We start from the raw sequence: 23,614 nt of genomic DNA on the forward strand, positions 1-23,614 counted from the left end.
AGTGGGCAAATTGATTACTTTTGCGCAGGTGGAATCTCTCCATCAAATTATTCCTTACTTTGTTGGTGAGATGGATTCCCGCCTTCGCGGGAATGACATCAATTGCGATTCAATTCTATGGTTTTAGATTAAATGAAATTGAAAATAGATAATCCCTGAATCAGCACAAAACTTTGCTGTGCCACTTCTAAATTGTACAATTCCTGTTTGAACTCCGTTGCAGCGGCTAAAGGATCTACTTCTTGCAAGCGCTTTAAAATAATTTTGCTTTGCTCAATTAAATCGGCATTTGCTGTTTCGGCATGTTCTAACTGGTTTAAACGCGCTCCCAGATTTGCTCGTGCATCTAGGATAGTGCTCAAAGCACTATCTATTTGTGCCAACATTTGATTATTTATAGTTGTGGCTGCTGCTTTTTCTGTTGCAGTTGAATAAGGTTGATTTAAATTGTTAATCATATCTTGTATGGTTGCAAAAACCGATTCATTTTGAGATGGAGTAATTGTAAAAGAATCACCGGCATTCGGCACTCCCGAAAAGGCCATTTCCATTCCATTAAAGCTGATACTCATCCCTTCTTGGTATAAAGGTGCATCATCAGGTAAACCCGTAGGAGGAATTACATTACCACTGCTTGAGCCACTTACCATGACGACCAAATTTCCCTGGGAATTCAATGCAAAACTCATTGTGTAATTATCTGGTACATACGCAGAAGGAGTAGTTACTGAACCCGTATTTAATGAGGCAGTTCCAGTATTAGGCGTCCCTGTTTGCTTTATTGAAAAACTGCCATTTCCATTGGGTATACGCATAAAAAGATCGTCCCCAGGATCATTAATAGCCATTTGTAGGCTACTTGCCACCAGCTGAAAACGTTGAGTACTATCACCATTGTATACATATTGCCCCGAAGCATTGACTGAAAAAGGCAGCGTAGTGGTCTGTCCACCACTGAACATATAATCACCATTAATATCTTTTGTATTTGCATAGTCCAGCAATTCTTTCAAAATAATATTTGCCTCAATTGCCAATGCTTTACGATCCTTTTCTGATAATGTTGCATTGCCGGCTTTAACCTGGATTTCCCGCAAGCGTTGTAAACTGATGGTGCAATCATTTAAGATAGATTCCTCCATACTCAACGCACTATCAGCACTTTCACGATTTTTTTGCAGAAGCTGCGTGGTACTTATTCGTTGATTCATGAGTTCAATCTGCGCGAAAGCGATAGGATCGTCTGATGAGTAACGTACCTTTAAAAAATTTTCGTCGAGTTGCTCTTGAAGTTTCGCTACTCGTTCTTGTTTATTCAATAAACTATTCAGACTATTCTGATAAATTTGATTCGTCGAAATACGCATTTATCACCTCATAATTTCAAAAAGTAGTTCCATCATTTGATTGGCAATTTCCATTAGCTTTCCTGCAGCTTCATAAGCTTGTTTGAATTGCAATAAATTTTCCGCCTCTTCATCCAGATTGACGCCACTTATACTTTCTTGATAATCCACCGATTGCTTATATAAAACTTGAAACGCATCCGCTCGATTTTTAGCCTCATTAGTTTGGCTTCCTGTTTCCGAAAGTAAATCAGAATAAACATCAAAAATCGTTTCGTTACCATTAGAAAAAATATTTTGTTGTTGAACCCCGGCTAAAAGTAAACCGTTACGGTTGTCACCATACCCTCCCTGGTTAAACTGAGCGGCAAACTGATCACCAGTATTTGGGGCACCAGATAATGTAATGGAATACGACGGATTGATGTTATCCGGAATCTGAATCACATTGTCTGTATTTGGCACAAACGCGATTGGGCCAGTTGTAATACCATCTGTAACGTTAATCAAATTGAATTGGGTTGGCGAAATAAAATCGATCGTATATTGTTTTGTAACCTCACTGGTATTTAAAACAGCCCCTAAATCAATTTTTCCCTGCCCTGTATTATTTATGGAGGCACTAGTTTGTACCGGTGAGGCAAGGGCTAATTGACGAGGATCACTCATCATTAGAGAAAAATTCGCAGCAGCCCCACGTGTTGGCATGATTGTAAAAGTATCGTTATCAGCTAAATTAGCAATGTTGTCGACAGTAATAGTCATTCCATCGACTACAATTTGTCCCGCAGGGGGGGCTGGTGGGTTACTGCTCCAATTTAAAGTTACGGCAGAACCATCAGAATCACGAATGAGTGCTATCTGATTTGTTACTGCGTCAGTGACAACTAATTGGTAATCACTTATTTTTGTTTGTGAAATATCAGTAATATTCACTGACAACACCCCAGACCCAGCATTTGTTGCTGCTGCAACTGAACGATTTAATTGTAACGCTTGGCTGTTGTAATCCGTAAAAATATTCTGTCCCAATTGATTATTCAAATCCATACCCAAGCGATTTTGAGCATTGAATGTCTGTGCCAATCCAATCGCCATTTGTCCAATTATTTGACTGGACTTAGACAGAATATTTCTTTCATAATTCAATAAACCACCTAAGGTTCCACTGACTAATTGATTCGTAATATCAGTTTGTCCTGCACCTGAATCCAACGTAATATGGGTCCCCTGCGCTGTAAGTTGATCATAACTCACAGACAAAGCTCTTTGAGTCGTTCCAATGACCAACATTTGACCACTGCCAATACCCACATTTACCATCCCATTGTCTTGTTCAATTACAGTTAAATCGGAGAATTCAGACAATTGTTTAAGTAATTCATCTCGTTGATCCAACAACTCAGGTGAGTTTGGTGAGTTCATTATCTGTTCGTTTACTGCGGCAAGATTGGCAGTTATTTGATTGATTTTACCTGCTATTTCCTTGATCTGCGACGTTGAGTTTTCTTGATATTGATCAAGATTTTGCTGTAGGAATAAAAACTGACTTGCTAACAATTGGCTTTGACTCATGGCAACATTTCGTGATGCGACACTGTCTGGGGCATTATTTAGCTGACCTAACGAGTCAAAAAAAGACTGTAGTGATGAAGATAGACTACTACCATCTTGAGAAAGTAATTTATTAATTTGCAGGGCTTGCTGATAAAACGTATCGTATTGGGATTTAATGCTTAATGTACTTCTCACTTGCGCATTAGCAAATTGATCGACGTTGCGATAAACATTGTTGACAGCGACCCCAGTGCCTATAAAAGAGCCCGCAAAGCTCCGCGATGGGGTTGGAGTGAATTGGATACTCTGTCTTGAATAACCACGAGTTTTGACATTTGCAATATTATTTCCAGTAACGCTCAATGCGTTTTGAAAAGCACTCATTCCTGAATAAGCAATACTTAGTATTGACATGGTTACTCACTCCCCCACTGCTATTAAGTTAAGGAAAAACTGTCGTTCCCGAGGACGGGAACCCATTTCTAGGAAGGCGCGGTGCCAATTTAAGAATAGATTCCCGCCTTCGCGGGAATGACAAAAATCCTTCCTTTATGGCTTTGACGCACTCCCTGCCCCATATTCAAATGCCCTACAACTTCTCATTTAATAGTTTATATACTTAATTCAACATCATTCTTAGTGCAATATTTTTCAAACTTGCTCCGATAATTCACAGCGTTGGATAGCCTGGTTTAATTCCTCGCCATGATAAATTGATAAAATCTTCGCACCATACTTAGGATCAGTCGCATACCCTGCTTTATGTAATTCATTGACATACAGCTCAGGGTTTCCAGTACTGGCCAACGCATTTTGATAACGCTCATTATCTTTGATTAAAGAGATATAATCATTAAAACTATGTTCCGTTGATGAATATTTCCTAAATGATGCGTTTACCTTAATTGGAGTATCTGCGATATATTCTGTTGTTTTAACCTGTACAGCATCAAGTTCACTATTCCCCGATTTAATGTTAAATAAATTGTTACTGCTACTGCCATCAATATCTTTGGTAACAAATTTCCCCCATCCTGTTTCCAATGCAGCCTGTGCAATCAATATTTTAGGATCTAAACCAATAGCTGATGCAGCTTGTTTTGCTTGGGGCCAAATTGATTTAACGAACTCATCAATAGTAGTTGTTGGCGCATCTGGTTGTACTTGAGTAGCAGGGGTTGCAGGTAACGAAGAAGGATTCTCTATTTTAGCAGGTGTCATTTTTACTGGTTGTTCGGTTGTAGGCAAATTATGCTCCATTTGTCGTGCAAGCATGTCCGCCAAACCAATACTCTTGGAGTTTGCAATAGTACTTGCATATTGAGCATCCAACATGTCTTGGAAGGTTTCCCGGTCTTTACCTCTAAATGGACTAGACTCTTCAAGAAAATGCTGCCCCATACGCATGCTTTTCAACATAGACTGTAGAAATATTCCTTCAAATTGCTTCGCTGCCTCAGGTAGTGCTTCTTTCGCATTATTTTGAGCTTGAACTTTTAGTTCATTTAATGCATTGAAATCACTGGTTGCAATCCCTTGTACCGTCATATTTATCCTTTATCTTGATGGATCAAATCCTTTCATCTTCATGACTTACGAACAGATCGAAATCTTGCATAAGTCCTGATATGTCACCCTCTTATATCACGATTAACGTAGCATTTAACGCACCGGCTTGTTGTAGTGCTTCAAGTATTGCAATCACATCAGCTGGTGTTGCGCCCACAGCATTAATACCTCTAACAATATCCTTTAATGTTACTCCGGGTGGCAGGACAAAAGCATGATTATTTTTCTGATCAATGGATACCTGTGATTGTTGTGTTGAAACTGTCCGTCCATTTGCAAAAGCATTAGGTTGGCTTATCACAGGGGTTTCCGTCACACTAACCACCAAATTACCATGTGAGACCGCGGCGGATTTAACAACCACATTGGACGAAATAACTACAGTTCCTGTACGTGCATTAATAATAATTTTAGCGATTGCCTCAGCAGGCTTGAATTCTATATTTTCCAGCACTGAAACATAATCCACTCGCTGCGACATTTTTGGGGGTGCAGTAACCACTACTGATGCAGCATCCAAAGCTCTGGCAGTTCCTGGTCCCATCATTTCATTAATGGCATCGCTCATACGTTTTGCAGTTGTAAAATCGGGCGAATGTAAGTTAAAGGTTAATTCTTTGGTAAAATAAAAAGGATTAGGAATATCCGCCTCAATTGTTGCACCATTAGGAATTCTTCCTCCGCTAGGAACATTTACCGTAACGCTTGAGCCATCACTCCCCGCTGCACTCACACCAGATACGATCACATTTCCTTGGGCTATTGCATAGACTCGCCCATCGGCTCCTTTTAATGGAGTCATTAACAAAGTTCCACCTAATAAACTTTTCGAGTCACCAATCGACGAAATATTGACATCCATAGCTTGTCCCTTTTTCATAAAGGAAGACAAGCTCGCGGTCACCATGACTGCTGCCATGTTTTTTGAATTAAGTTTGGTTCCTGGTTGTATGTTGACACCTAATTGGGTAAGCATGTTTGCAAAAGTATCTTCAGTATACCGAGTCCCTGTTTTATCTCCTGTACCGTTTAAGCCAACAATCAAACCATAACCAATCAACTGGTTCGTGCGAACACCAGCAAGGGTTGCAATATCTTTAATACGTTCCGCATAAACGTGATTTGACATCAGGTTTATTATCAACATCCATGTAATTATCAGCAATCGCCGCATTACGATTCCTTAAATTAAGAACTCTTATTAAATGCAAATCCTATCTTCGTCTTTTGCTCTAACGGGTAAATCAAAGTTGATCATCTAATATTTTCTGAACTCCATCGTATCAGATGATCAATCAGATTAGGTTGGGAACAATGGTCCCCACATAAAGCGCGCCAGCCATCCTTGAGCATTCGTATTGTTCACTTGTCCTGTACCGCCATAAGCAATACGCGCATTGGCCAAACGATCTGAGGTTATGGAATTATCTGCACGAACATCCTGGGGTCGAATAATTCCAGAAACACGTACATACTCCTCGCCTTGATCGATTTTAACCCATTTTTCACCCTGAACTAACATATTTCCATTTGCCAACACTTCAGATACGGTGACCGAAATACTTCCCGCCAACTTATTATTCTGTACCGCTTGTGCCGAACCATTGAACTGTCGCTGGTTGTTCAAATCAAAGTCCATACTGTATCCACTACCAAAAGAGATTGGCCTTCCTAAAAAGAGTTTATTTTTAATTACGTTTGTATCAGTTTTCATCTGTTGTAATGTCGCATTTTTGGATGCGTTAGTACTTTCAACTAAGAATACTGTAATGATATCACCAGGATGTCTCGCTCTTGGTGTTTCAAACAGAGGTAACGCAGTTTCAGCACTATAAATAGCACCAGACTCTTTCCTCAACTCCTTTGGATCGGGGGTTGTAGGATATGTAGGTGCATACTCAGGATCTTTCCCGCGTTGGGGAGGATTTAACAGTTCACACCCACTCAACAGAACTGCGACTGAGCTTATAACAAGCAAATTAAATAATTTCATCAATGAAATCTTCTTAAACAGTTTGATTTAAGTATTGCAGCATGTTATCCACTGTCTGAATACCCTTTGCTGTAATCTCATAGCTTCTTTGGGCTTGAATCATATTAACTAGCTCTTCAACTACATTCACATTAGATGCTTCAAGAGAACCTTGCAACAAAGTACCTACACCTGACGTTCCCGGATTGTTCAGCGTTGCTGCGCCACTTGAAGCAGTTTCTATAAAAAGGTTCTGTCCTATAGGTTGAAGTCCGGTTGGATTGGTAAAATTAGCTAATTGGATGCTTCCAAGTACTGTTGGCGTATTGCTTCCAACCACTGTAGCACTCACTACTCCGTCAGTACTTATGGTTACCCCTAATGTTTGACTAGGAATATTTATCGCAGGTTGTAGAGGATATCCATTCATATCAACAAGTTGACCCGTGCTATCCACTGTAAAAGTACCATCACGAGTATAGGCTTGCGTACCATCTGGCATTAAAATGGTAAAAAATCCTTGCCCCTGGATCATCAAATCATAAGGGTTACGCGTATTTTGCACACTTCCTTGTTCAAATATTTTTTCTGTGGCTGCTAAATGAACCCCGGAACCTGCATTTATTCCTGTTGGAATTAACGAGTTCTCTGAAGATTGAGCTCCAGCTTGACTTGAATTTTGATAAAGTAAATCTTGAAATATTGCCCTATCTTTCTTAAATCCAGTGGTATTGACGTTTGCTAAATTGTTAGCAATTGTAGCAATATTTTTTTCTTGTGCTTCCAAGCCTGATTTACTGACCCACAATGCTGGTTCCATGGAGATCCCTCCGCAATTATTCTTATTTTTTCACTAAAATGGTAATCATACCTGCAATACTTGTGCCAATTTCTGGAGATTGTCTTCAAGCGTAGAGATCAATTTCATATGAGAATCATACTCCCGTCCAGAAGTAATCATTTCCACCATTTGATCAACGGCATTCACATTAGATCCTTCAATAGCTCCGCTTTTAACTTTGACACTCCCATCAGCAGCAGTTGGAGCGCCATTTTTTAATTGGAATAAACCTTCCGAGTTTTTAACAATATTATTTTTATCCAGTGTAACTAGCTTAATCCTATCGAGTATGACCACGCTTTTAGGATCCCCACCCTGAGGAACTATGGTGATCGTCCCATCCGCTCCTATATCGATTGATTGAGCTGGAGGAATAGAAATGGGACCTCCATTCCCCAAAACGGGATGCCCAGATGCCGTAGTTAATAAACCATTAACATCCAAGCGCAAGTTTCCCGCTTTAGTATACGATTCTTTACCTTGACTATTACCTACAGCAAACCAGCCATTACCTTCTATCGCTATATCTAAATTACGCCCCGTTGTCATAATTTCTCCAGGACTTAAATCTACTGAACTCGGGTTTTGGATTGTAAAGGCTGGTCCACCATTGGATCCATTCATATTTGCATACAATGTTTGTGCTTGATACAGATCGGCTTTAAAACCTGGAGTATTCACATTCGCCAAATTATTGGCGATTATCTCCTGACGTTTAAAACCAGTTCGACCACCACCTGCTGCATTATATAAGATAGGATCCATGGGTTATCTCCTAACGCATATTAATAATTGTTTGGGTAATCGTATCACCCGCACGAATTGACTGTGCATTCGCTTGGAAATCACGTTGAGCACTAATCAAATCAACAAGTTCGCTGGTTAGATCAACATTCGATTGCTCCAACATTCCGGATTTAATCGCACCTAATCCTCCAGTTGTGGCAACACCAATTAAAGGTTGCCCGGAAGCTGAAGTTTCACCCCAGCACACATTTCCCATATTTTGTAACCCTGTAGGATCAGCAAAATTAGCTAATTGAATTTGTCCCATAGCCATTGACTGACCATTGGTATAAATACCCAAAATAAGTCCTGAATCATCGATACTTAGGCTAGCGAGACTTCCTGTTGTATAGCCATTGGGGGCACTAGACTGAACAGAAAATGGACTTCCGAACTGTGTACTGTCTGATAAGTCAATATTTAAACTTAACGGATTGGCACCATTATTCAAGTTTAATGATAACGGGATCAGATTATTACCAATAGGTACGCCTCCTGGGCTAGCAACTCCAGCAAAAGATCCATCCGTATTAAAATTCACTTCGAACAAGTTCGTAGTATTGTCTGTGCCTACATTCGTTGGAACATTCTGGTTATCAATTTGAAAAGCAACATACCATTGATTCTCTGTACCTGCAGGAGTTGAGGCATTAGGTTGCCCGGCTGCTGCTGCAGAATCTGCTTTGATAAAAAACATACTAAGCACATGAGAATTCCCCAAACTATCGTAAATAGTCAATGCGGTGGGGTTATTATAAGAACTACTTAGAGGTGAGGCACCACCAACCCAATCAATTGCTGGAGGAGTGCTTTGTGAATTTAAATTAACCCCAGTCGTCACCATAGTGCTCGCCTGTGGAGTTATATTCTCCGTACTTATCTGTAAATTCCCAGACGTTCCGGTAATATTACCTTGGCCATCAGCAAGCAGTCCAGTAAGATATTGTCCATTAGCATTTGTAATATAATTTTGATTGTCCAAATTAAACTGACCCGCACGGGTATATACAGCCCCACCACCGGGATTGTTTAAAATAAAAAATCCAGAACCATTTACAGCAAGATCCAAACTGTTTGTGCTATTCGTTAAATTTCCTGAAGCAAATGATTGCTGAACTTGAGTCAACATTACGCCACCACCAATGGCAGTGCTACCAGAACCAAAGCTCCCATACCCGCCAAAAGCATAAATATCACCAAAATTAGCGCGAGATCCCTTAAATCCTATAGTTGAAGAGTTTGCAATATTATTACCTATAACGTCTAAGTTACTGGTTGCTGCCTGAAGTCCACTTAATGCTGCGTCAAAAATCATATTAGCCTCCTGCTTTTAAACTGAAATTTGTCTTACCTGATCCAATGATATTGGTCCAATTCCTGCTACATTCAATTTTAAGCCCTCTCCATTTTGACCAAGGCTTACACTATCAACATTTGCAGAGGTCATCGTTTTTAATGATACTTCCTGCCCTCCATAAACAGCATGCACTTCAATTTTGTATTTACCTTCTTTAACTCGATTGCTGTCGTTTCCTGTACCATCCCAATTAAACTGAAAAAATCCAGGTGAGGGTTGGCCTAAAGGAATCGTTTTTATAAGTTCACCGGATTCGGAATAAATGGATGCATTCAAATTACTAAGACCAGGCGGAATATCAACCGCTGCTTTCGTATCGCCTTCGACCCCAAGTTGGAGTGCATTACTATTTACCAAAACCTTACGGCCAACTAAAGCTGATGCCTGTAAAGCCTGATTTGATTGCAAAGAAGTTGCCATTTGTTGCAATGATTCTTGCATTTTAGCAACTCCATCATTAGTACTAAACTGAGCTAATTGTGAGAGAAACTCCCCATTTACCTGCGGTTGCATAGGATCCTGGTTTTGAATTTGAGCCACCATTAAACGTAAGAAATCCTGTTGTCCTAAGCTTTTCTTCGCTGTAGCATCAATTTGATTAAATGATGGATTCGTTGTGTTAGTTCCATTAACTGAATTTGTAGGCATTCCCTTTTCTCCCTTACTCACCTAACTTTAAGGTCCTTTGTAAAAGTTGTTTTGTTGTATTAAGCAATTCAACATCCATTTGATACGATCTTGATGCAGAAATTACGTTCGCCATTTCTTCGACATAATTCACATTCGGTGAATAAACAAATCCCTTTTGATCCGCTTGGGGGTTATCAGGAGCATAATGCTTTATAGGATCCAAAGTACTTTCATAAGTGCCCTTAAGTTGGACTCCCCCAGAGATTTGTTCATCCATCCATTGATTTGCATGTTGCTGTACCGCTTTGAATATAGGATATTTTGCTTTATAAACCTCATCAGCATTACCTGTTTCTACGTTAGCATTACCCATATTCTGAGCACTCGTTGTTAAACGAGCTGTTTCAGCTGTCAATGCCGAACCTGCAATATTAAAAACTGCACTTAATGTCATTGTTATTCTCCTTTTAGTGCAAGCATCATGGATTTGATTTTATTATCGAGAAAACTCAAACTGGCTTGATAATTAAGCGAGTTCTTTGCAAATTCTGTGGTTTCCAAATCTTTGTCCACGGTATTTCCATCTAAAGACATTTGAGAAGTAACCCGATATTTCAAACTTGCTGCAAAATCTGCGTTTGTATCAATATGATTCGGAGAAGTAACATCCATCTTCTGAGCACTGCCCGCCATACTGGCTGCAAGAAACTCATTGAAATCGACATCTTGAGCTTTATAATTGGGTGTGTTTACGTTAGCTAAGTTATTCGCCAACTGCGAGGCCCTATGATCACGCGCGACTAAAGCTTTAGCATGTATTCCAAAATATGAATCCAAATCTAACGCCATATGTCCCCCTTTTTAAATAAGTACAACAAGAAAAGCAAACATTGTGCCAATTTCAAATAAGTGAGAAAATAAGAGAGTTATTACCTGGGGAGGCTCAGCCATGTCAAAAAACCATACTCTTCCTGAAAACGCTATAGAACAAGTTAAAACCTATCTGCTACAGTTACAAAATACAATTTGCCCGCGACTTGAGAATCTTGATGGTAAAGCTCAATTTATTGAAGATTCCTGGAAACGACCCTCAGGTGGTGGTGGAAGTACTCGCGTTTTAACAGGAGGTTCAGTCTTTGCAAAAGCTGGTGTCAATTTTTCTCATGTCTCAGGAGCTCATCTTCCTGCTTCAGCCAGTGCACATCGTCCCGAATTAGCGGGCAGAAATTTTAATGCCCTCGGTGTATCATTAGTCATTCACCCAGATAACCCTTATGTACCTACATCGCATGCGAATGTCCGCTTTTTTGTTGCAGAGAAAGATGGAGCAGAACCCGTTTGGTGGTTTGGTGGTGGATTTGATTTAACGCCCTATTACGGATTTGAAGAAGATTGTACCCATTGGCATCAAACTGCTTTACGCGCATGCGAGCCTTTTGGCCAAACGATTTACCCTAAATTTAAACAATGGTGTGATGAGTATTTTTTCATTAAACATCGAAATGAAGCACGCGGAATTGGTGGCTTATTTTTTGATGATTATAATGAAATAAGTTTTGAGCATAGTTTTGCTCTAATGCAAAGCATAGGCAATCACTATATTGAGGCTTATGCCCCAATCGTATCACGTCGCAAATCCCATCCTTTTGGTGCAACAGAAAAAGCTTTTCAAAATTACCGAAGAGGACGCTATGTGGAATTCAATCTCATCTATGATCGTGGCACATTATTCGGTTTACAATCGAATGGCAGAACAGAGTCAATTTTAATGTCATTACCACCCGAAGTTACTTGGGAATATAATTGGCAGCCCGATGCAAATAGCGCAGAAGCAAAACTTTATACTGATTTTCTGCCTCCTCGTGATTGGGTATCACACTTGGTTTGTAGCTAGAGACTAAGTAGCCCGGGTGAGGCGCAACGAAACCCGGGCCCACTATTATAATTACTAAAGCTCCGTAGTCCCCCAGACTACAGCCAACCCTTACTGTACTGGTAGAGGCACTCTCTTTAAATAAATCCGAGCTAACAATGCAACAACCGCATTTAATAAACTCAAAATTAAAAAGATCTGTGGAATTGCAGCACTAAAGTGCAATAAACCAATGACCATAAACGTCCCTGTAACCATAAATAGCGAATTATAAATATTATTGGTGGCAATAACTCGAGCTCTACCATGAGGCGGACTCGCAACCTGTAAATAAGTATACAGGGGAACTAAAAATAAGCCTGAACTAAAAGCCAACATGAATAAATCAAAAGCAATACGCCAATGCGCAAAGCGTGTAAAAAAATTACTTAAAGAAAAGAGAATTCCTTGTTCTGTTGTAGGGCTCGCCCAATACAAATCCATAGAAAAGCAAGTAAAAGCGAACATGGCCCAGGGGACCATAGGCAGATTGATTCGTCCCTGAAAAATAAAGTTAACTGTCACTGAGCCGCATGCAATTCCCACTGAGAATAAAGCAAGAAATAATGCGAAAACTGCATTATTTGCTCCTAACACATAATTCGTATAATCAGGTAACTTGGTTAGGATTACTGTCCCTAATAACCAAAACCAAGATAAAATCAAAATAGCTAATAAAATACCGAAATGCTCTGTCGCCTGCTTCAACATCTTATAGGTCACTCGCCAAATCTGAGTATCAATTATTATTTTTTCAGACGAAGATGGAGCCCGAGGTATAAACATACTTGAAGTTAAACCAGCAAGGGCAACAAGTACCGTCAAAAAAACAGCCATGTATGGTTTTGGGCTGTTCATTCCAATCGACAATGAACCCATTGTAGTTCCCAATAAAATAGCTATAAAAGTACTGGCGTCAATTAAACCGGTTGCACCTAATAAATCTTTTTTGGGCAAATGGTCTGGTAAAATGGCATATTTTATTGGTCCAAAAAATGTTGAATGGACTCCTAAACCTGTCAAAGTGAGCATCATCAGAAAAATATTGCCCCAATAAAGAGCAAAGCTACCGATAATCATTAAAAATACTTCTAATATTTTAATCACCCGGGTTACTAAAGCTTTATCGTATTTATCTGCTAATTGCCCGGAGGTAGCAGAAAGAAGAAAGAATGGAGTTATAAATAAAGCACCTGCTATAGCCTGGTAAAATTCTGATTGAGCCTGATCATGGGTTAAATGATAACTAATCAAAGTAAGCATTGCTAATTTGAAGGCATTATCGTTGAATGCACCAAAAAATTGAGTCAGAAAAAAAGGCAAAAATCTACGTTCTCTTAAAAGGTAAAAAGCACCAGTGCCCATCGGCAAAACTCCATTGATAAATATATAACCGTTCATGTACCACTAGAATGTGAATACTACACTGAACGGATACATAATTCTGCATTTAATATCAATAAAGTACTTGTAAATCTGATCGATTAGTTTTAAACGTTGAAGGGAGAAGATGATTATGCTTTAATATCAAATCTTCAAGGTTCTGATGAGTCTCCGCCTCTCGAACGAGCTGAGACAGGCCTGTTTCTGAAATTCTATTATCTGACAAATCTACATATTTTAAATTAGTATTTAATTTTAATGCTTGTGCTATATATTCAGCGCCTGCATTACCAATTTTGTTACTCCTAATATTAAGATGAGTCAATGATTGTGATTTAGTTATCATAGCGGCAATTTGTTTCGCGCATTCTTCGTTCAAGTTATTGTACGAAATATCCAAAATTTTTAATGAAGGATGTCTCACCACAAAATGATGCAATGCATTCATTCCAGCCAAGCTAAAATCATTACAGCTTAATACCAGTTCATTTAAGTCCGTATTCGTTTCGAGTGCGTCTAATAAACACTGTACCCCTGTATCACGTAACCAGTTTAATGATAAATCCAAAACATTCAATTTCTTATTGTTTAGAAAAGAAAAAAAGTGAGTAGGAATTTTCTCTCCTATCCAATTATCTACACATCTGATTGTAGTCAGTCTTTTATTAGGTAACGAATCAAATAAATAAGTGAGGTGAACCGTATCAATATGATTTGCATAGAAGGAAACCTCACTCACTTTTGACGATAATTTCAGGATGTCGTGGAGTGCACTATAATCTTTATCATCCAAAGTGGAGTGTTCAATGCTAATTTTTTTTATTGATTTACATTGTCTTGAGCCTTTTGATTGCAAATAGCTCTTAAGATGTGGGAGCGCCAAATGGTGTTGTAGTTGAAAAAGCTCTATCGCCTCTAATGTCCCATGCTCATGTTTTAGTCGAATTGTCATATCACATCCTCTGTAAATTGATCACTTAATTAAGTGTAGATGATATTTTTCTTCAGGATGTGATGAGGTATAAAATTTTATTTATTAATAAAATATCCCCATAAAACACTGTGCATTCATAGGGATATCCGCTTTGAGAGTTATTAGATTTGTGTTACTAAACGGCTCAATACATTTCCAGGACCCACTTCAATAAAAACGGTTTCACCTTGGTTTTTCAGATAACGAATTGTTTCAGTCCAGCGAACAGGATGAGAAATCTGCTTCACCAAATTGTCTTTAATCATTTTATCACTATATGGCTCTGCTGTAACATTAGCAATCACTTGAGTTTGGAGTGGAGCAAATTCAAATGGAGCTATAAATTGTGCAAATTCATCAGCTGCTGCTTGCATATAACGAGAATGAAAGGCACCACTGACTTTTAATGGCACACACATCAATGCTTCGTTAGCAAGCAGTTCATTCGCCTTGACAATATCTGCAGCAAGTCCTGAAAGAACAATTTGTTTGGGTGAATTAAAATTAGCAAAATCTATAGAATCCAATCCATTGACTTTCAGTAAAAACTTAATGCGATCTTCAGGTAAATTAATTACTGCCAACATTCCCCCACCACTTGCTTGGGCCATCAATTCACCACGCTTTTGCACCAGTTTTAATCCCGTAACAAAATCAAATGCTCCTGCAGCAAATAAAGCAGCATACTCACCCAAACTATGTCCTATAAGATATTGCGGTGTCGGCTCTTCAGCAGCTCTAGCTAAAAAAGAAAGTGCTTCAATAATATATAATGCGGGTTGTGTATATTTAGTATTCCCCAATTCCTGTCCGGGATCATCTAAGCATAATTCCTTTATGGAATATCCCAAAATCTCGTCTGCTTGTTTTATCTGCTCAGGAAAATGTGAAAATAATTCGATCCCCATCCCTTTTGCTTGAGATCCTTGTCCAGGAAACATATAGATTGTCATAGATACTCCTTTTCTAATACGATCATTTACTAAATAAAACACTCATGATAAAGAGAACCACGAATAATGTCATTAAGTAAATTGAATAAAGAAAACAAATGTAATTACGCTGGATTATTTTTTATTCTATACAAATAATGTTTCGCCAAAGAATTGACTGGGTCAATTTTAGGATGAAGGAAATCACCCTGCTTATCCCGAATCATCCCAAGTTTTTCCATAACACGTTGAGAACGTATATTGTCAGGTACTGTAAAAGCAACTACTTCACTTAATTTTAAAATCTTAAATGCATAATTCAAAGCAGCTTGAGCCCCTTCAATGGCATAACCCTTACCCCAAAATGAAAATGCCAAACGCCAACCGATTTCCACGCATGGTGTAAAATGTGCTTCCCAAGTTGGATTGTTTAAGCCGATAAATCCCATAAATTGGTGTGTGCTTTTTTCTTCTACAGCCCATAATGTATAACTTTTTTCAGCAAGCTGTGCATTCATTCGCTCAATAAAGGAAGTAACCATATCCATGGTCCAAAAATTAGCAATGTACTCCATTACCTTTGGATCTTGGTTCATAGAGAAAAATGGAGCGATGTCTTCATCGCTCCATGTTCTTAATAAGAGTCTTGATGTCTCTAGAGTGTTCATGGCAAATAAATTGTCCCCTCTAAGTAAAGATGACTTGTTCCATACAAAAAGACTCGTCCTTCTTTAACTTCACACTCTAATTTCCCCTGACGGTTTCCACCTTGCATGGCAGTAATATTCGATGTACCCAATTGTTCACACCAATACGGAGCAATAACGCAATGTGCTGAACCGGTCACAGGATCTTCTGGGACGTTACATCCTGGATAAAAACATCGTGAATAAACATCTGTATTTTTACCTGGCGCAGTTAAAATGAGTCCTCTGTAGTCTAAACCCGCTACTGCATCCAAATCAGGTTCAGCCATCATTACGTCATTCTCATTCTCATAAACAAACATTAAATCGAATTGACTTTTTAAGACTTTCTGTGGTTTTTTTAAATTGAGTTGCTGTAACTCAGGGGTGAGTTCGATTGGATGATAAGGCAATGCGGGAAAATCCATCATAATGCCACTTCCATTTTTACGAACAAAGAGTACCCCACTTTTGCAATTAAATTTTATTTCTGTTCCTTTATAATTTAATTGTTCAAAAATCACATGCGCAGTAGCAAGAGTTGCGTGACCACATAAAGCGATTTCTTCATTTGGAGTAAACCATCTTATGTAATACCCATCTTCTTCAGGAACAAAAAATGCTGTTTCGGATAAATTATTTTCAGCAGCAATATTTTGCATTTCTTTATCAGTTAACCACTGATCTAAAGGACAAACTGCTGCAGGATTACCTTCAAAAAGAGCAGATGCAAATGCATCTACTTGATACATAGACAAACGTTTCATACAAATCCCTTAACATAAAAATTAACAAATACGAGGGATATATATGAAGATGTTTTTGCAGAATTCAAGATCTACATTATTATCTTATGAAATTTAGATAAACAAATAGAATTGACTAACTGCCACTTTCCCTATATTTGTAGATTCTAGCTCATAAATAAATTTTACTAGAACACAAAACTCCTAGATCGTAGCCATAATCAAAAAAGTCCATTGCATGAGAAGTAAACCCAGGTTATGGCAAATCCTTAGCCCAGGTTAAACTTAACACGCAGCGATAGCTGAGAATATATTATGCGTTACTTTACTGTTCGGTAATTATTGTAACGTCTTGTGCTTTTAACCCTTTAGGTCCTTTATCAAGCACAAAGGATACTGGATCATTTTCATGGAGGGTCTTAAATCCAACACCTTGGATATCTTTATAATGAACAAAAATATCGTCACCATTTTCATTAATGATAAAACCAAATCCTTTTTTCTCATTGAACCATTTTACATGGCCCGTTTCTCTTTGCGACATTAGCTATCCCCTTTGTCTTAAGCTTTACTATCCAACTATTACAGATGTTTATTTTTAACTCAAAAATATTTACTATTAAAACCCTGAGTTATAATAAACATTCACTATACGTAAGAAATGTTTCCTTACATATAGATTAGCATAGCAGTTTTTTGTTGATTGTTAAGAATTTTTTAAAAAAAACAATATCTTTATCTTTTTTTTTTCTATTGGAAATACACAATGAATCAGATGAAATCAGCTTTTATAAAATTAGCGCTTGATTGCCAAGTTTTAAAATTTGGTGAGTTTACTTTAAAGTCCGGACGCATTAGTCCTTACTTTTTTAATGCAGGATTATTTTATCAAGGAAACGCTTTACGACAATTAGGACATTTTTATGCAAAAACTTTACTTGAACATCAAGTTCAATTCGAACATTTATTTGGCCCCGCTTATAAAGGCTTGCCTCTTGCTACCGCAACAGCTATAGCTTTAGCTGAGTTAGGAAAAGAAACTACAGTTACTTTTAACCGTAAAGAAGTAAAAGATCATGGTGAAGGAGGCCAATTAATTGGCGCCCCCCTATCCGGAAAAACTATTGTGGTTGATGATGTTATTACTGCAGGTACTGCTTTTAGAGAATCACAAGTTTTAATTAAGGAACATGGAGGCCAATTAACTGGAGTCATTATCGCACTAGATCGATGTGAACGTGGATTAACTAAGGAATCAGCGTTATCTGAAATTAAAGCTCAAGGTATTGACGTCTATTCCATTATCACTTTATTTGATTTGATTGATTACTTAAAAAGTACAAAACAAAATGAATATGTTAAAAAACTTGAGGATTATCACTCTGTATATGGTTGTTAATCCCACATATCTGCTTAAGCTGGCTCATAATCTAGGAGCGTAACGCTTTAAATTCCTTCTCCCCCAAAGGAGAGAAGGTGTCCCTTAAGGCGGATGAGGGTATACATTATATCACCCTCACTCCTACCTCTCTCCCATTGGTGGGAGAGTGTATTTTTTTAACTGCTCTCCCCAAGCTACGACTTCTTTACTTCAATATATTTCGCTTATCTACAATTTTTGCATTGACAGTATGAAAAATAGCCATTACCATTGTTTTAATGTTCTAACACACTAATACATTAATATGAAAACACATACCACAATAAAACATTCTGCACTCCCTGATTTAATGCATGTAATCAGTTTGCTTGAGAACAAAGATGAAGCATTGCAATTTTTTACCGATTTATGCACTCCAGCCGAGCTCGAAGCAATGGCCGATCGGTGGCAGGTTGTTCCTTTATTGAGGCAAGGTATTCCCTATCGCACTATTCATGAGCAAACCGGGGTCAGCGTCACCACAATAACTCGTGTAGCACGCTGTTTGAGTTTTGGTACTGGCGGTTATGAACTAATCGCGAAAAAATTGGAGTTGTCGTGAAAAATCGTTTACGTTTAGCTTTACAGAAAAAGGGGCGCTTATCAGAGGAGTCGTTGAGTCTTTTACAACGATGCGGTTTAAAGTTTCGTATCAAACCAAATAGCTTACTCACACATGTTGATAACTTCCCCATAGATTTACTTTTTGTACGCGATGATGACATTCCTGTTTTAGTATTTGACGGTTTATGTGATGGCGGTATCGTTGGTGAAAACGTCTTATTAGAGGCCTCACTTGCTAATCCACAAAAAGGATACAAAATAACCGCTACGTTGGGTACGTGCACCTGTCGCTTATCCATTGCTGTACCTGAGTCCATGGACTATCAAGGACCAGGAAGTTTAGATGGTAAACGAATTGCTACCAGCTATCCCAATTTATTGAATCAATATTTACGTGAAAAAAAAATATGTGCTGAAAGCCTTGTCTTATCGGGTTCAATTGAGGTTGCCCCGCGAATGGGTATGGCTGATGCAATTTGTGATCTGGTTTCAAGTGGCCAAACGTTGGAGGACAACAAGCTCAACGAAGTGGATACAGTACTTTCAAGCCAAGCCGTATTGATTCAAGCTGATCAACACTCTCCCAACATGTTTCAAGACCTATTTGATATGCTTGCGCGAAGAATTCAATCAGTACAACAAGCTCAGGAACGAAAATATATTGTTTTTCATGCCCCAAAATCCGCCCTCGAAGCAATTGCAGAAAAACTACCTGGAGCTGAATCGCCCACAATTCTACCTTTGCCAGGAAATATGGACAAAGTAGCGGTTCACGTAGTTTCGAGCGAACGCGTATTTTGGAACACTTTAGAAACCATCCAAACCCTAGGCGCCAGTTCTATATTGGTTTTACCCATAGAAAAAATGTTGGAGTAGTATGATGTTATCGATTAAAAATTGGCAAACCATATCTCAAGATGAAAAAAAACTCTGTTTAACTCGCCCCATGCAAACCTCATCCGTAAAAAGCAAGGTAGACGAGATTATTAAACAAGTGCGAACGTTTGGAGATCAAGCCTTATTTGCATTTACAAAACAATTCGATGGTGCTTATTTAAAAAGCCTGCAGATCCCAACGAAGAAAATTGAAAACGCATCCATCAGTCGGCAATCTCTAAATGCCATTAATGAGGCAATCAAAACCATAACTGCTTACCACCAGGCCCTACTCCCGGAAAACAAAAATATATGTACCGCAAAAGGAGTGAATATCTACAGCACCTATAGGCCAATACAACGCGTGGGATTGTATATCCCCGGAGGCAACAAAACTCCTTTGGTTTCTTCATTGTTAATGCAAGCGATACCAGCCTTGGTTGCAGGATGTCCAACAAAAATATTATGTACACCTCCTGATGCATCAGGTTCGATTAATGAGCATTTACTTGTGGCCGCACGTTTATGTGGCATAGACACTATTTACGCAGTCGGAGGAGCTCAAGCCATTGCAGCTATGGCTTATGGGACTGAAACGGTTATTAAAGTGGATAAGATTTTTGGACCAGGAAACAGCTATGTCACAGAAGCAAAAACTTTGGTTGCCTCAGATCCATTGGGTGCGGCTATCGATATGCCAGCTGGCCCTTCCGAAGTGATGATCCTTGCAGACAATCAAGCAAATCCAGCATTTGTTGCTGCTGATCTACTTGCCCAAGCAGAACATGGAGTCGACTCTCAAGTAATTTTGATTTGCGATACACTTCAGTTCGCAGAACAGGTAAATCAACAGCTACAAGCCCAGTTTACCCGCTTATCAAGAACTCAAATAATCAATAAATCATTAGCAAACAGTGTAATTATTGTTTGTAACAATAAAACTGCACAATTAAATATGGTCAACATCTACGCACCAGAACACTTAATTATAAATCGTGAAGATGGAGGAGATTTACTCGATAAAATTCATAGTGTAGGAACTGTATTTCTTGGTTCCTGGGCTGCTGAAACGCTTGGTGATTACATAACCGGGTCGAATCACGTGCTACCCACCAACGGTTACGCCAAAAATCATAATGGCCTAAGTACACTCGATTTCCTAACTCGCTTTAATGTGCAATCGATTAATGAGGAAGGAATTAGAACATTAGGACCTGCCGCAATAGCACTGGCACAAATTGAAGGGTTGGATGCGCATGCACAGGCTGTAGCCATTAGGTTGAACTCATTGGAGATTTAAATGTCTGTACTTAACTTAATACGCCCTGAACTATTAAACAACAAACCTTATGTTTCTAATGGTGCTCCTAGATACCGATTACATGCCAATGAACTTCCTTGGTCTGCATTAAGTACGGATATTGATTTAAATTTTTATCCAGAAAAAAATCTGCTCGACCAGTTACAAGAACAATTGGCAAAACGCTATCAGGTTGATGCAAATCAAATGGTATTAACTCGCGGCTCGGATGATGGAATTGATTTAATCACTCGTTTATTTTTAAGTGCTGGTCAGGATGCATGTATGCAATTCGCTCCTACCTTTTCCATGTATGCATTTTATGTGTATTTACAAGATGCTCAACTTATTGAGTGCTCTTTAAATCCACAAAACAACTTCGAACTGTCCTTAGCAGATGTGCGAACCAGTTGGCAAAAAAATTGTAAACTCATTTTTTTGTGCAATCCTAATAATCCTACGGCCAACCTAATCGATCTGGATTTTATAGCGACTCTTTGTGAAGAATATAAAAATCGTTCCATTATTGTCGTTGATGAGGCATATATCGAATTTGCTCAAGCCCGAAGTGCAACGTCATTAATTCCCCAATTTGATAATTTAATTGTTTTACGTACTCTTTCCAAAGCCTATGGCCTAGCTAATCTTCGTTTAGGAATCATTTTAGCGCAAGAAAATTTAATCCAGGCCTTTAATAAAATCATGCCTCCCTTCCCGCTTTCCAGCGTAGTGATTGATTTAGCACTGCGCGCATTGGAAAAGCCAGAATGGTTTATTCAGACGATTAGCACAATTAAAGAATCTCGAACCAAGTTAGTGAAGGAGTTGCAAGCTTGCCCTGCAATTAAAAATGTCTATCCGACTGAAACAAACTTCATTCTTGTTCAAACCGACTATGCAATTGAATTAACTTCTTGGTTGGCCAATCAAGGCATAGCCATCAAAAGCTTTTTAACCAATTCATTACTACATGAGCATTTACGGATCACCGTTGGTGATGAGTCGCAAAATCAGCTATTGCTGCGTGCTTTATCTTCTTTTCAAAACAATGTTTCAGGATGTTAAAATGCAAAAAATCTTATTTATTGATCGTGACGGCACTTTGATTGAAGAACCTTTTGATTTTCAAGTAGATTCTTTAGATAAAATCAAACTCACGCCCCATGTTATTCCTTCATTACTGCAATTACAAAAGGAAGGATTTCGCTTTATTATGGTAAGCAATCAAAATGGTATAGGCACTCCTTCCTTCCCTGAAGATGATTTTATGATTTGTCATGAATTTACTTTGGATCTTTTCTCTTCTCAGGGAATATTTTTTGAAGAAATGTTTATTTGTCCTCACATGCCTGAAGAAAATTGTTTCTGTCGGAAACCAAAAACAGGGTTGGTGGATCAATTTTTAAAAGAAAGAGTAATCGATAAATCATTCTCCTGGGTTATTGGTGACCGAGAAACCGATCGACAATTTGCAGATAATCTCGGTATCAAATTTCTGCCTATCTCTCAAAAAAATGGATGGGATCAAGTTACCCAAACCATACTGAATCAAAAACGCACTGCAGTAATTCAAAGAAAAACAAAAGAAACTGATATCTCACTAACCTTAATTTTGGATAGGGATCAAAATAGTGTCATAAGCACACCGATACCATTTTTTAACCACATGCTGGAGCAAGTAGCCAAACATGGCGGATTTAATCTTGAATTATATGCCAAGGGCGATGTAGAAGTTGATGATCATCATCTTATTGAAGATACCGCCATTGCTTTAGGAGAAAGCCTAAAAAAAGCACTTGGTGATAAATGGGGTATTAACCGTTATGGCTTTACCTTACCCATGGATGAAGCTTTAGCTTCTATCGCTATTGATATCAGTGGGAGAGGCTTTTGCGAGTTTAAAGGTGAATTTACCCGGGAATTTGTGGGAGGTATGGCAACTGAGATGGTACCTCATTTCTTTAATTCATTAGCCACAGCACTTGGTGCAACTATTCACATTGAAGTTAAAGGCCAAAATCATCACCACATGATCGAAGCCTGTTTCAAATCATTAGGTAGAGCGCTAGGTCAGGCCTGTATGAAAACAAACAATGCGTTACCATCGACCAAGGGGGTATTATGATCGCGGTTATTGATGTGAGTGGCACAAATCTAACCTCTTTAGTTAATGCATTAAAAAGGTTGGGATTTAACTATCAATTAACGCACGATGCAAAGGTAATTAATAAAGCAAGTCATGTGATTCTGCCTGGTGTAGGTACCGCAGCTTATGGTATGAATGCACTACGTCAGTATGATTTGATTGACGTCATTACCTCATTAGAACAACCCTTGCTGGGAATTTGTCTCGGTATGCAATTATTGTTTGAACACAGCGAAGAAAATGATATTCGTTGTCTAGGAATGCTACCCGGAAGAATAAAACGTTTGCCCCGGCAGGAAAATTATCCGGTACCTCATATGGGGTGGAATCAGTTGCAATGGTGCACAGAATCATTCTTACAACACGGATTAAATAAACAAGATTATGTTTATTTCGTTCATAGTTATGCCCTTGGTGAGAGTGAGTATGCCTTGGCTTATTGTGAATACAGTGAACCTTTTACAGCAATAATTCAAAAAAATAATATTTGGGGCATGCAATTTCACCCAGAAAAATCAGCAGAAACCGGAATGACGTTACTGAATAATTTTTGTAACTTAAGGCTAGCTTAGACTGAACAGCCCTAGAGCGCCACCCACTAAATTTAACTGACTTAAA

At 38.6% G+C, this 23,614-nt stretch carries 25 protein-coding genes; 8 read left to right on the forward strand and 17 right to left on the reverse strand.

Annotated features, from left to right (window positions below; genetic code table 11):
* Window positions 1-128 precede the first annotated feature (128 nt).
* From flgL to flgB, 11 genes are all read right to left on the reverse strand, one after another.
* Window positions 129-1,367, reverse strand: coding sequence for a flagellar hook-associated protein FlgL (gene flgL / locus ACWTEW_RS07000; RefSeq protein WP_454780992.1), 1,239 nt, complete (start codon window positions 1,365-1,367; stop codon window positions 129-131).
* A gap of 3 nt (window positions 1,368-1,370) precedes the next feature.
* Window positions 1,371-3,317 carry a flagellar hook-associated protein FlgK gene (gene flgK / locus ACWTEW_RS07005; RefSeq protein WP_454780993.1) on the reverse strand — a complete coding sequence of 649 codons (1,947 nt, stop codon included), beginning with the start codon at window positions 3,315-3,317 and terminating at the stop codon, window positions 1,371-1,373.
* 237 nt (window positions 3,318-3,554) lie between these two features.
* Window positions 3,555-4,451: a flagellar assembly peptidoglycan hydrolase FlgJ gene (gene flgJ, locus ACWTEW_RS07010; RefSeq protein WP_454780994.1), complete on the reverse strand. Its 897-nt coding sequence runs from the start codon at window positions 4,449-4,451 to the stop codon at window positions 3,555-3,557.
* A 91-nt stretch (window positions 4,452-4,542) separates the two neighbouring features.
* Window positions 4,543-5,646 (reverse strand): flagellar basal body P-ring protein FlgI, encoded by a 1,104-nt coding sequence (locus tag ACWTEW_RS07015; RefSeq protein WP_454780995.1) that lies wholly within the window; start codon window positions 5,644-5,646, stop codon window positions 4,543-4,545.
* Between the two features lie 126 nt (window positions 5,647-5,772).
* Entirely contained in the window at window positions 5,773-6,465 is a 693-nt protein-coding gene (locus ACWTEW_RS07020; RefSeq protein ID WP_454780996.1) for a flagellar basal body L-ring protein FlgH, read from the reverse strand.
* 13 nt (window positions 6,466-6,478) lie between these two features.
* Window positions 6,479-7,264 (reverse strand): flagellar basal-body rod protein FlgG, encoded by a 786-nt coding sequence (flgG, locus tag ACWTEW_RS07025; protein WP_454780997.1) that lies wholly within the window; start codon window positions 7,262-7,264, stop codon window positions 6,479-6,481.
* Between the two features lie 45 nt (window positions 7,265-7,309).
* A complete protein-coding gene (gene flgF, locus ACWTEW_RS07030) occupies window positions 7,310-8,050 on the reverse strand; it encodes a flagellar basal-body rod protein FlgF (RefSeq protein ID WP_454780998.1) in 741 nt (246 codons plus the stop codon).
* Between the two features lie 10 nt (window positions 8,051-8,060).
* Complete coding sequence (flgE, locus tag ACWTEW_RS07035; protein WP_454780999.1) at window positions 8,061-9,386, reverse strand: flagellar hook protein FlgE; 1,326 nt, start codon at window positions 9,384-9,386, stop codon at window positions 8,061-8,063.
* Window positions 9,387-9,401: 15 nt separating this feature from the next.
* Window positions 9,402-10,076 carry a flagellar hook assembly protein FlgD gene (locus tag ACWTEW_RS07040; protein WP_454781000.1) on the reverse strand — a complete coding sequence of 225 codons (675 nt, stop codon included), beginning with the start codon at window positions 10,074-10,076 and terminating at the stop codon, window positions 9,402-9,404.
* 13 nt (window positions 10,077-10,089) lie between these two features.
* A complete protein-coding gene (flgC, locus tag ACWTEW_RS07045; RefSeq protein ID WP_454781001.1) occupies window positions 10,090-10,512 on the reverse strand; it encodes a flagellar basal body rod protein FlgC in 423 nt (140 codons plus the stop codon).
* A gap of 2 nt (window positions 10,513-10,514) precedes the next feature.
* Window positions 10,515-10,907, reverse strand: a complete 393-nt coding sequence (flgB, locus tag ACWTEW_RS07050) for a flagellar basal body rod protein FlgB (RefSeq protein ID WP_454781002.1) — start codon at window positions 10,905-10,907, stop codon at window positions 10,515-10,517.
* Window positions 10,908-11,007: 100 nt separating this feature from the next.
* On the opposite strand from flgB, the gene hemF reads away from it, so the two are divergent.
* Window positions 11,008-11,952, forward strand: a complete 945-nt coding sequence (hemF, locus tag ACWTEW_RS07055) for an oxygen-dependent coproporphyrinogen oxidase (protein ID WP_454781003.1) — start codon at window positions 11,008-11,010, stop codon at window positions 11,950-11,952.
* A 90-nt stretch (window positions 11,953-12,042) separates the two neighbouring features.
* Here hemF and ACWTEW_RS07060 read toward each other — a convergent pair whose 3' ends face one another.
* From ACWTEW_RS07060 to ACWTEW_RS07085, 6 genes are all read right to left on the reverse strand, one after another.
* On the reverse strand, window positions 12,043-13,335 hold the full coding sequence (locus tag ACWTEW_RS07060) for an MFS transporter (RefSeq protein ID WP_454781004.1): 1,293 nt from the start codon (window positions 13,333-13,335) through the stop codon (window positions 12,043-12,045).
* 91 nt (window positions 13,336-13,426) lie between these two features.
* Window positions 13,427-14,305 carry a leucine-rich repeat domain-containing protein gene (locus ACWTEW_RS07065; RefSeq protein ID WP_454781005.1) on the reverse strand — a complete coding sequence of 293 codons (879 nt, stop codon included), beginning with the start codon at window positions 14,303-14,305 and terminating at the stop codon, window positions 13,427-13,429.
* Window positions 14,306-14,448: 143 nt separating this feature from the next.
* On the reverse strand, window positions 14,449-15,279 hold the full coding sequence (gene fabD, locus ACWTEW_RS07070) for an ACP S-malonyltransferase (protein WP_454781006.1): 831 nt from the start codon (window positions 15,277-15,279) through the stop codon (window positions 14,449-14,451).
* A 104-nt stretch (window positions 15,280-15,383) separates the two neighbouring features.
* Entirely contained in the window at window positions 15,384-15,926 is a 543-nt protein-coding gene (locus ACWTEW_RS07075; RefSeq protein WP_454781007.1) for a GNAT family N-acetyltransferase, read from the reverse strand.
* Window positions 15,923-16,711 carry a PhzF family phenazine biosynthesis protein gene (locus ACWTEW_RS07080; protein WP_454781008.1) on the reverse strand — a complete coding sequence of 263 codons (789 nt, stop codon included), beginning with the start codon at window positions 16,709-16,711 and terminating at the stop codon, window positions 15,923-15,925. The genes ACWTEW_RS07075 and ACWTEW_RS07080 overlap by 4 nt, the downstream gene beginning before the upstream one ends.
* 304 nt (window positions 16,712-17,015) lie before the next feature.
* Window positions 17,016-17,234, reverse strand: a complete 219-nt coding sequence (locus ACWTEW_RS07085; RefSeq protein ID WP_182390892.1) for a cold-shock protein — start codon at window positions 17,232-17,234, stop codon at window positions 17,016-17,018.
* Between the two features lie 222 nt (window positions 17,235-17,456).
* Between ACWTEW_RS07085 and pyrE the strand changes: the two genes are divergently transcribed.
* The 7 genes from pyrE to hisH all read left to right on the forward strand — a co-directional run bounded on the left by pyrE (window position 17,457) and on the right by hisH (window position 23,568).
* A complete protein-coding gene (gene pyrE / locus ACWTEW_RS07090) occupies window positions 17,457-18,089 on the forward strand; it encodes an orotate phosphoribosyltransferase (RefSeq protein WP_454781009.1) in 633 nt (210 codons plus the stop codon).
* 286 nt (window positions 18,090-18,375) lie between these two features.
* Complete coding sequence (locus tag ACWTEW_RS07095; protein WP_454781010.1) at window positions 18,376-18,672, forward strand: YerC/YecD family TrpR-related protein; 297 nt, start codon at window positions 18,376-18,378, stop codon at window positions 18,670-18,672.
* On the forward strand, window positions 18,669-19,550 hold the full coding sequence (hisG, locus tag ACWTEW_RS07100) for an ATP phosphoribosyltransferase (RefSeq protein ID WP_454781011.1): 882 nt from the start codon (window positions 18,669-18,671) through the stop codon (window positions 19,548-19,550). The genes ACWTEW_RS07095 and hisG overlap by 4 nt, the downstream gene beginning before the upstream one ends.
* A gap of 4 nt (window positions 19,551-19,554) precedes the next feature.
* Window positions 19,555-20,850: a histidinol dehydrogenase gene (hisD, locus tag ACWTEW_RS07105; protein WP_454781278.1), complete on the forward strand. Its 1,296-nt coding sequence runs from the start codon at window positions 19,555-19,557 to the stop codon at window positions 20,848-20,850.
* Window positions 20,851-21,915, forward strand: coding sequence for a histidinol-phosphate transaminase (gene hisC, locus ACWTEW_RS07110; protein ID WP_454781012.1), 1,065 nt, complete (start codon window positions 20,851-20,853; stop codon window positions 21,913-21,915). It begins immediately after the preceding gene.
* A 1-nt stretch (window position 21,916) separates the two neighbouring features.
* Window positions 21,917-22,975: a bifunctional histidinol-phosphatase/imidazoleglycerol-phosphate dehydratase HisB gene (gene hisB / locus ACWTEW_RS07115; RefSeq protein WP_454781013.1), complete on the forward strand. Its 1,059-nt coding sequence runs from the start codon at window positions 21,917-21,919 to the stop codon at window positions 22,973-22,975.
* Complete coding sequence (gene hisH, locus ACWTEW_RS07120; protein WP_454781014.1) at window positions 22,972-23,568, forward strand: imidazole glycerol phosphate synthase subunit HisH; 597 nt, start codon at window positions 22,972-22,974, stop codon at window positions 23,566-23,568. The genes hisB and hisH overlap by 4 nt, the downstream gene beginning before the upstream one ends.
* The last annotated feature ends 46 nt before the right edge of the window (window positions 23,569-23,614 follow it).

Source organism: Legionella stuttgartensis (assembly GCF_977063405.2).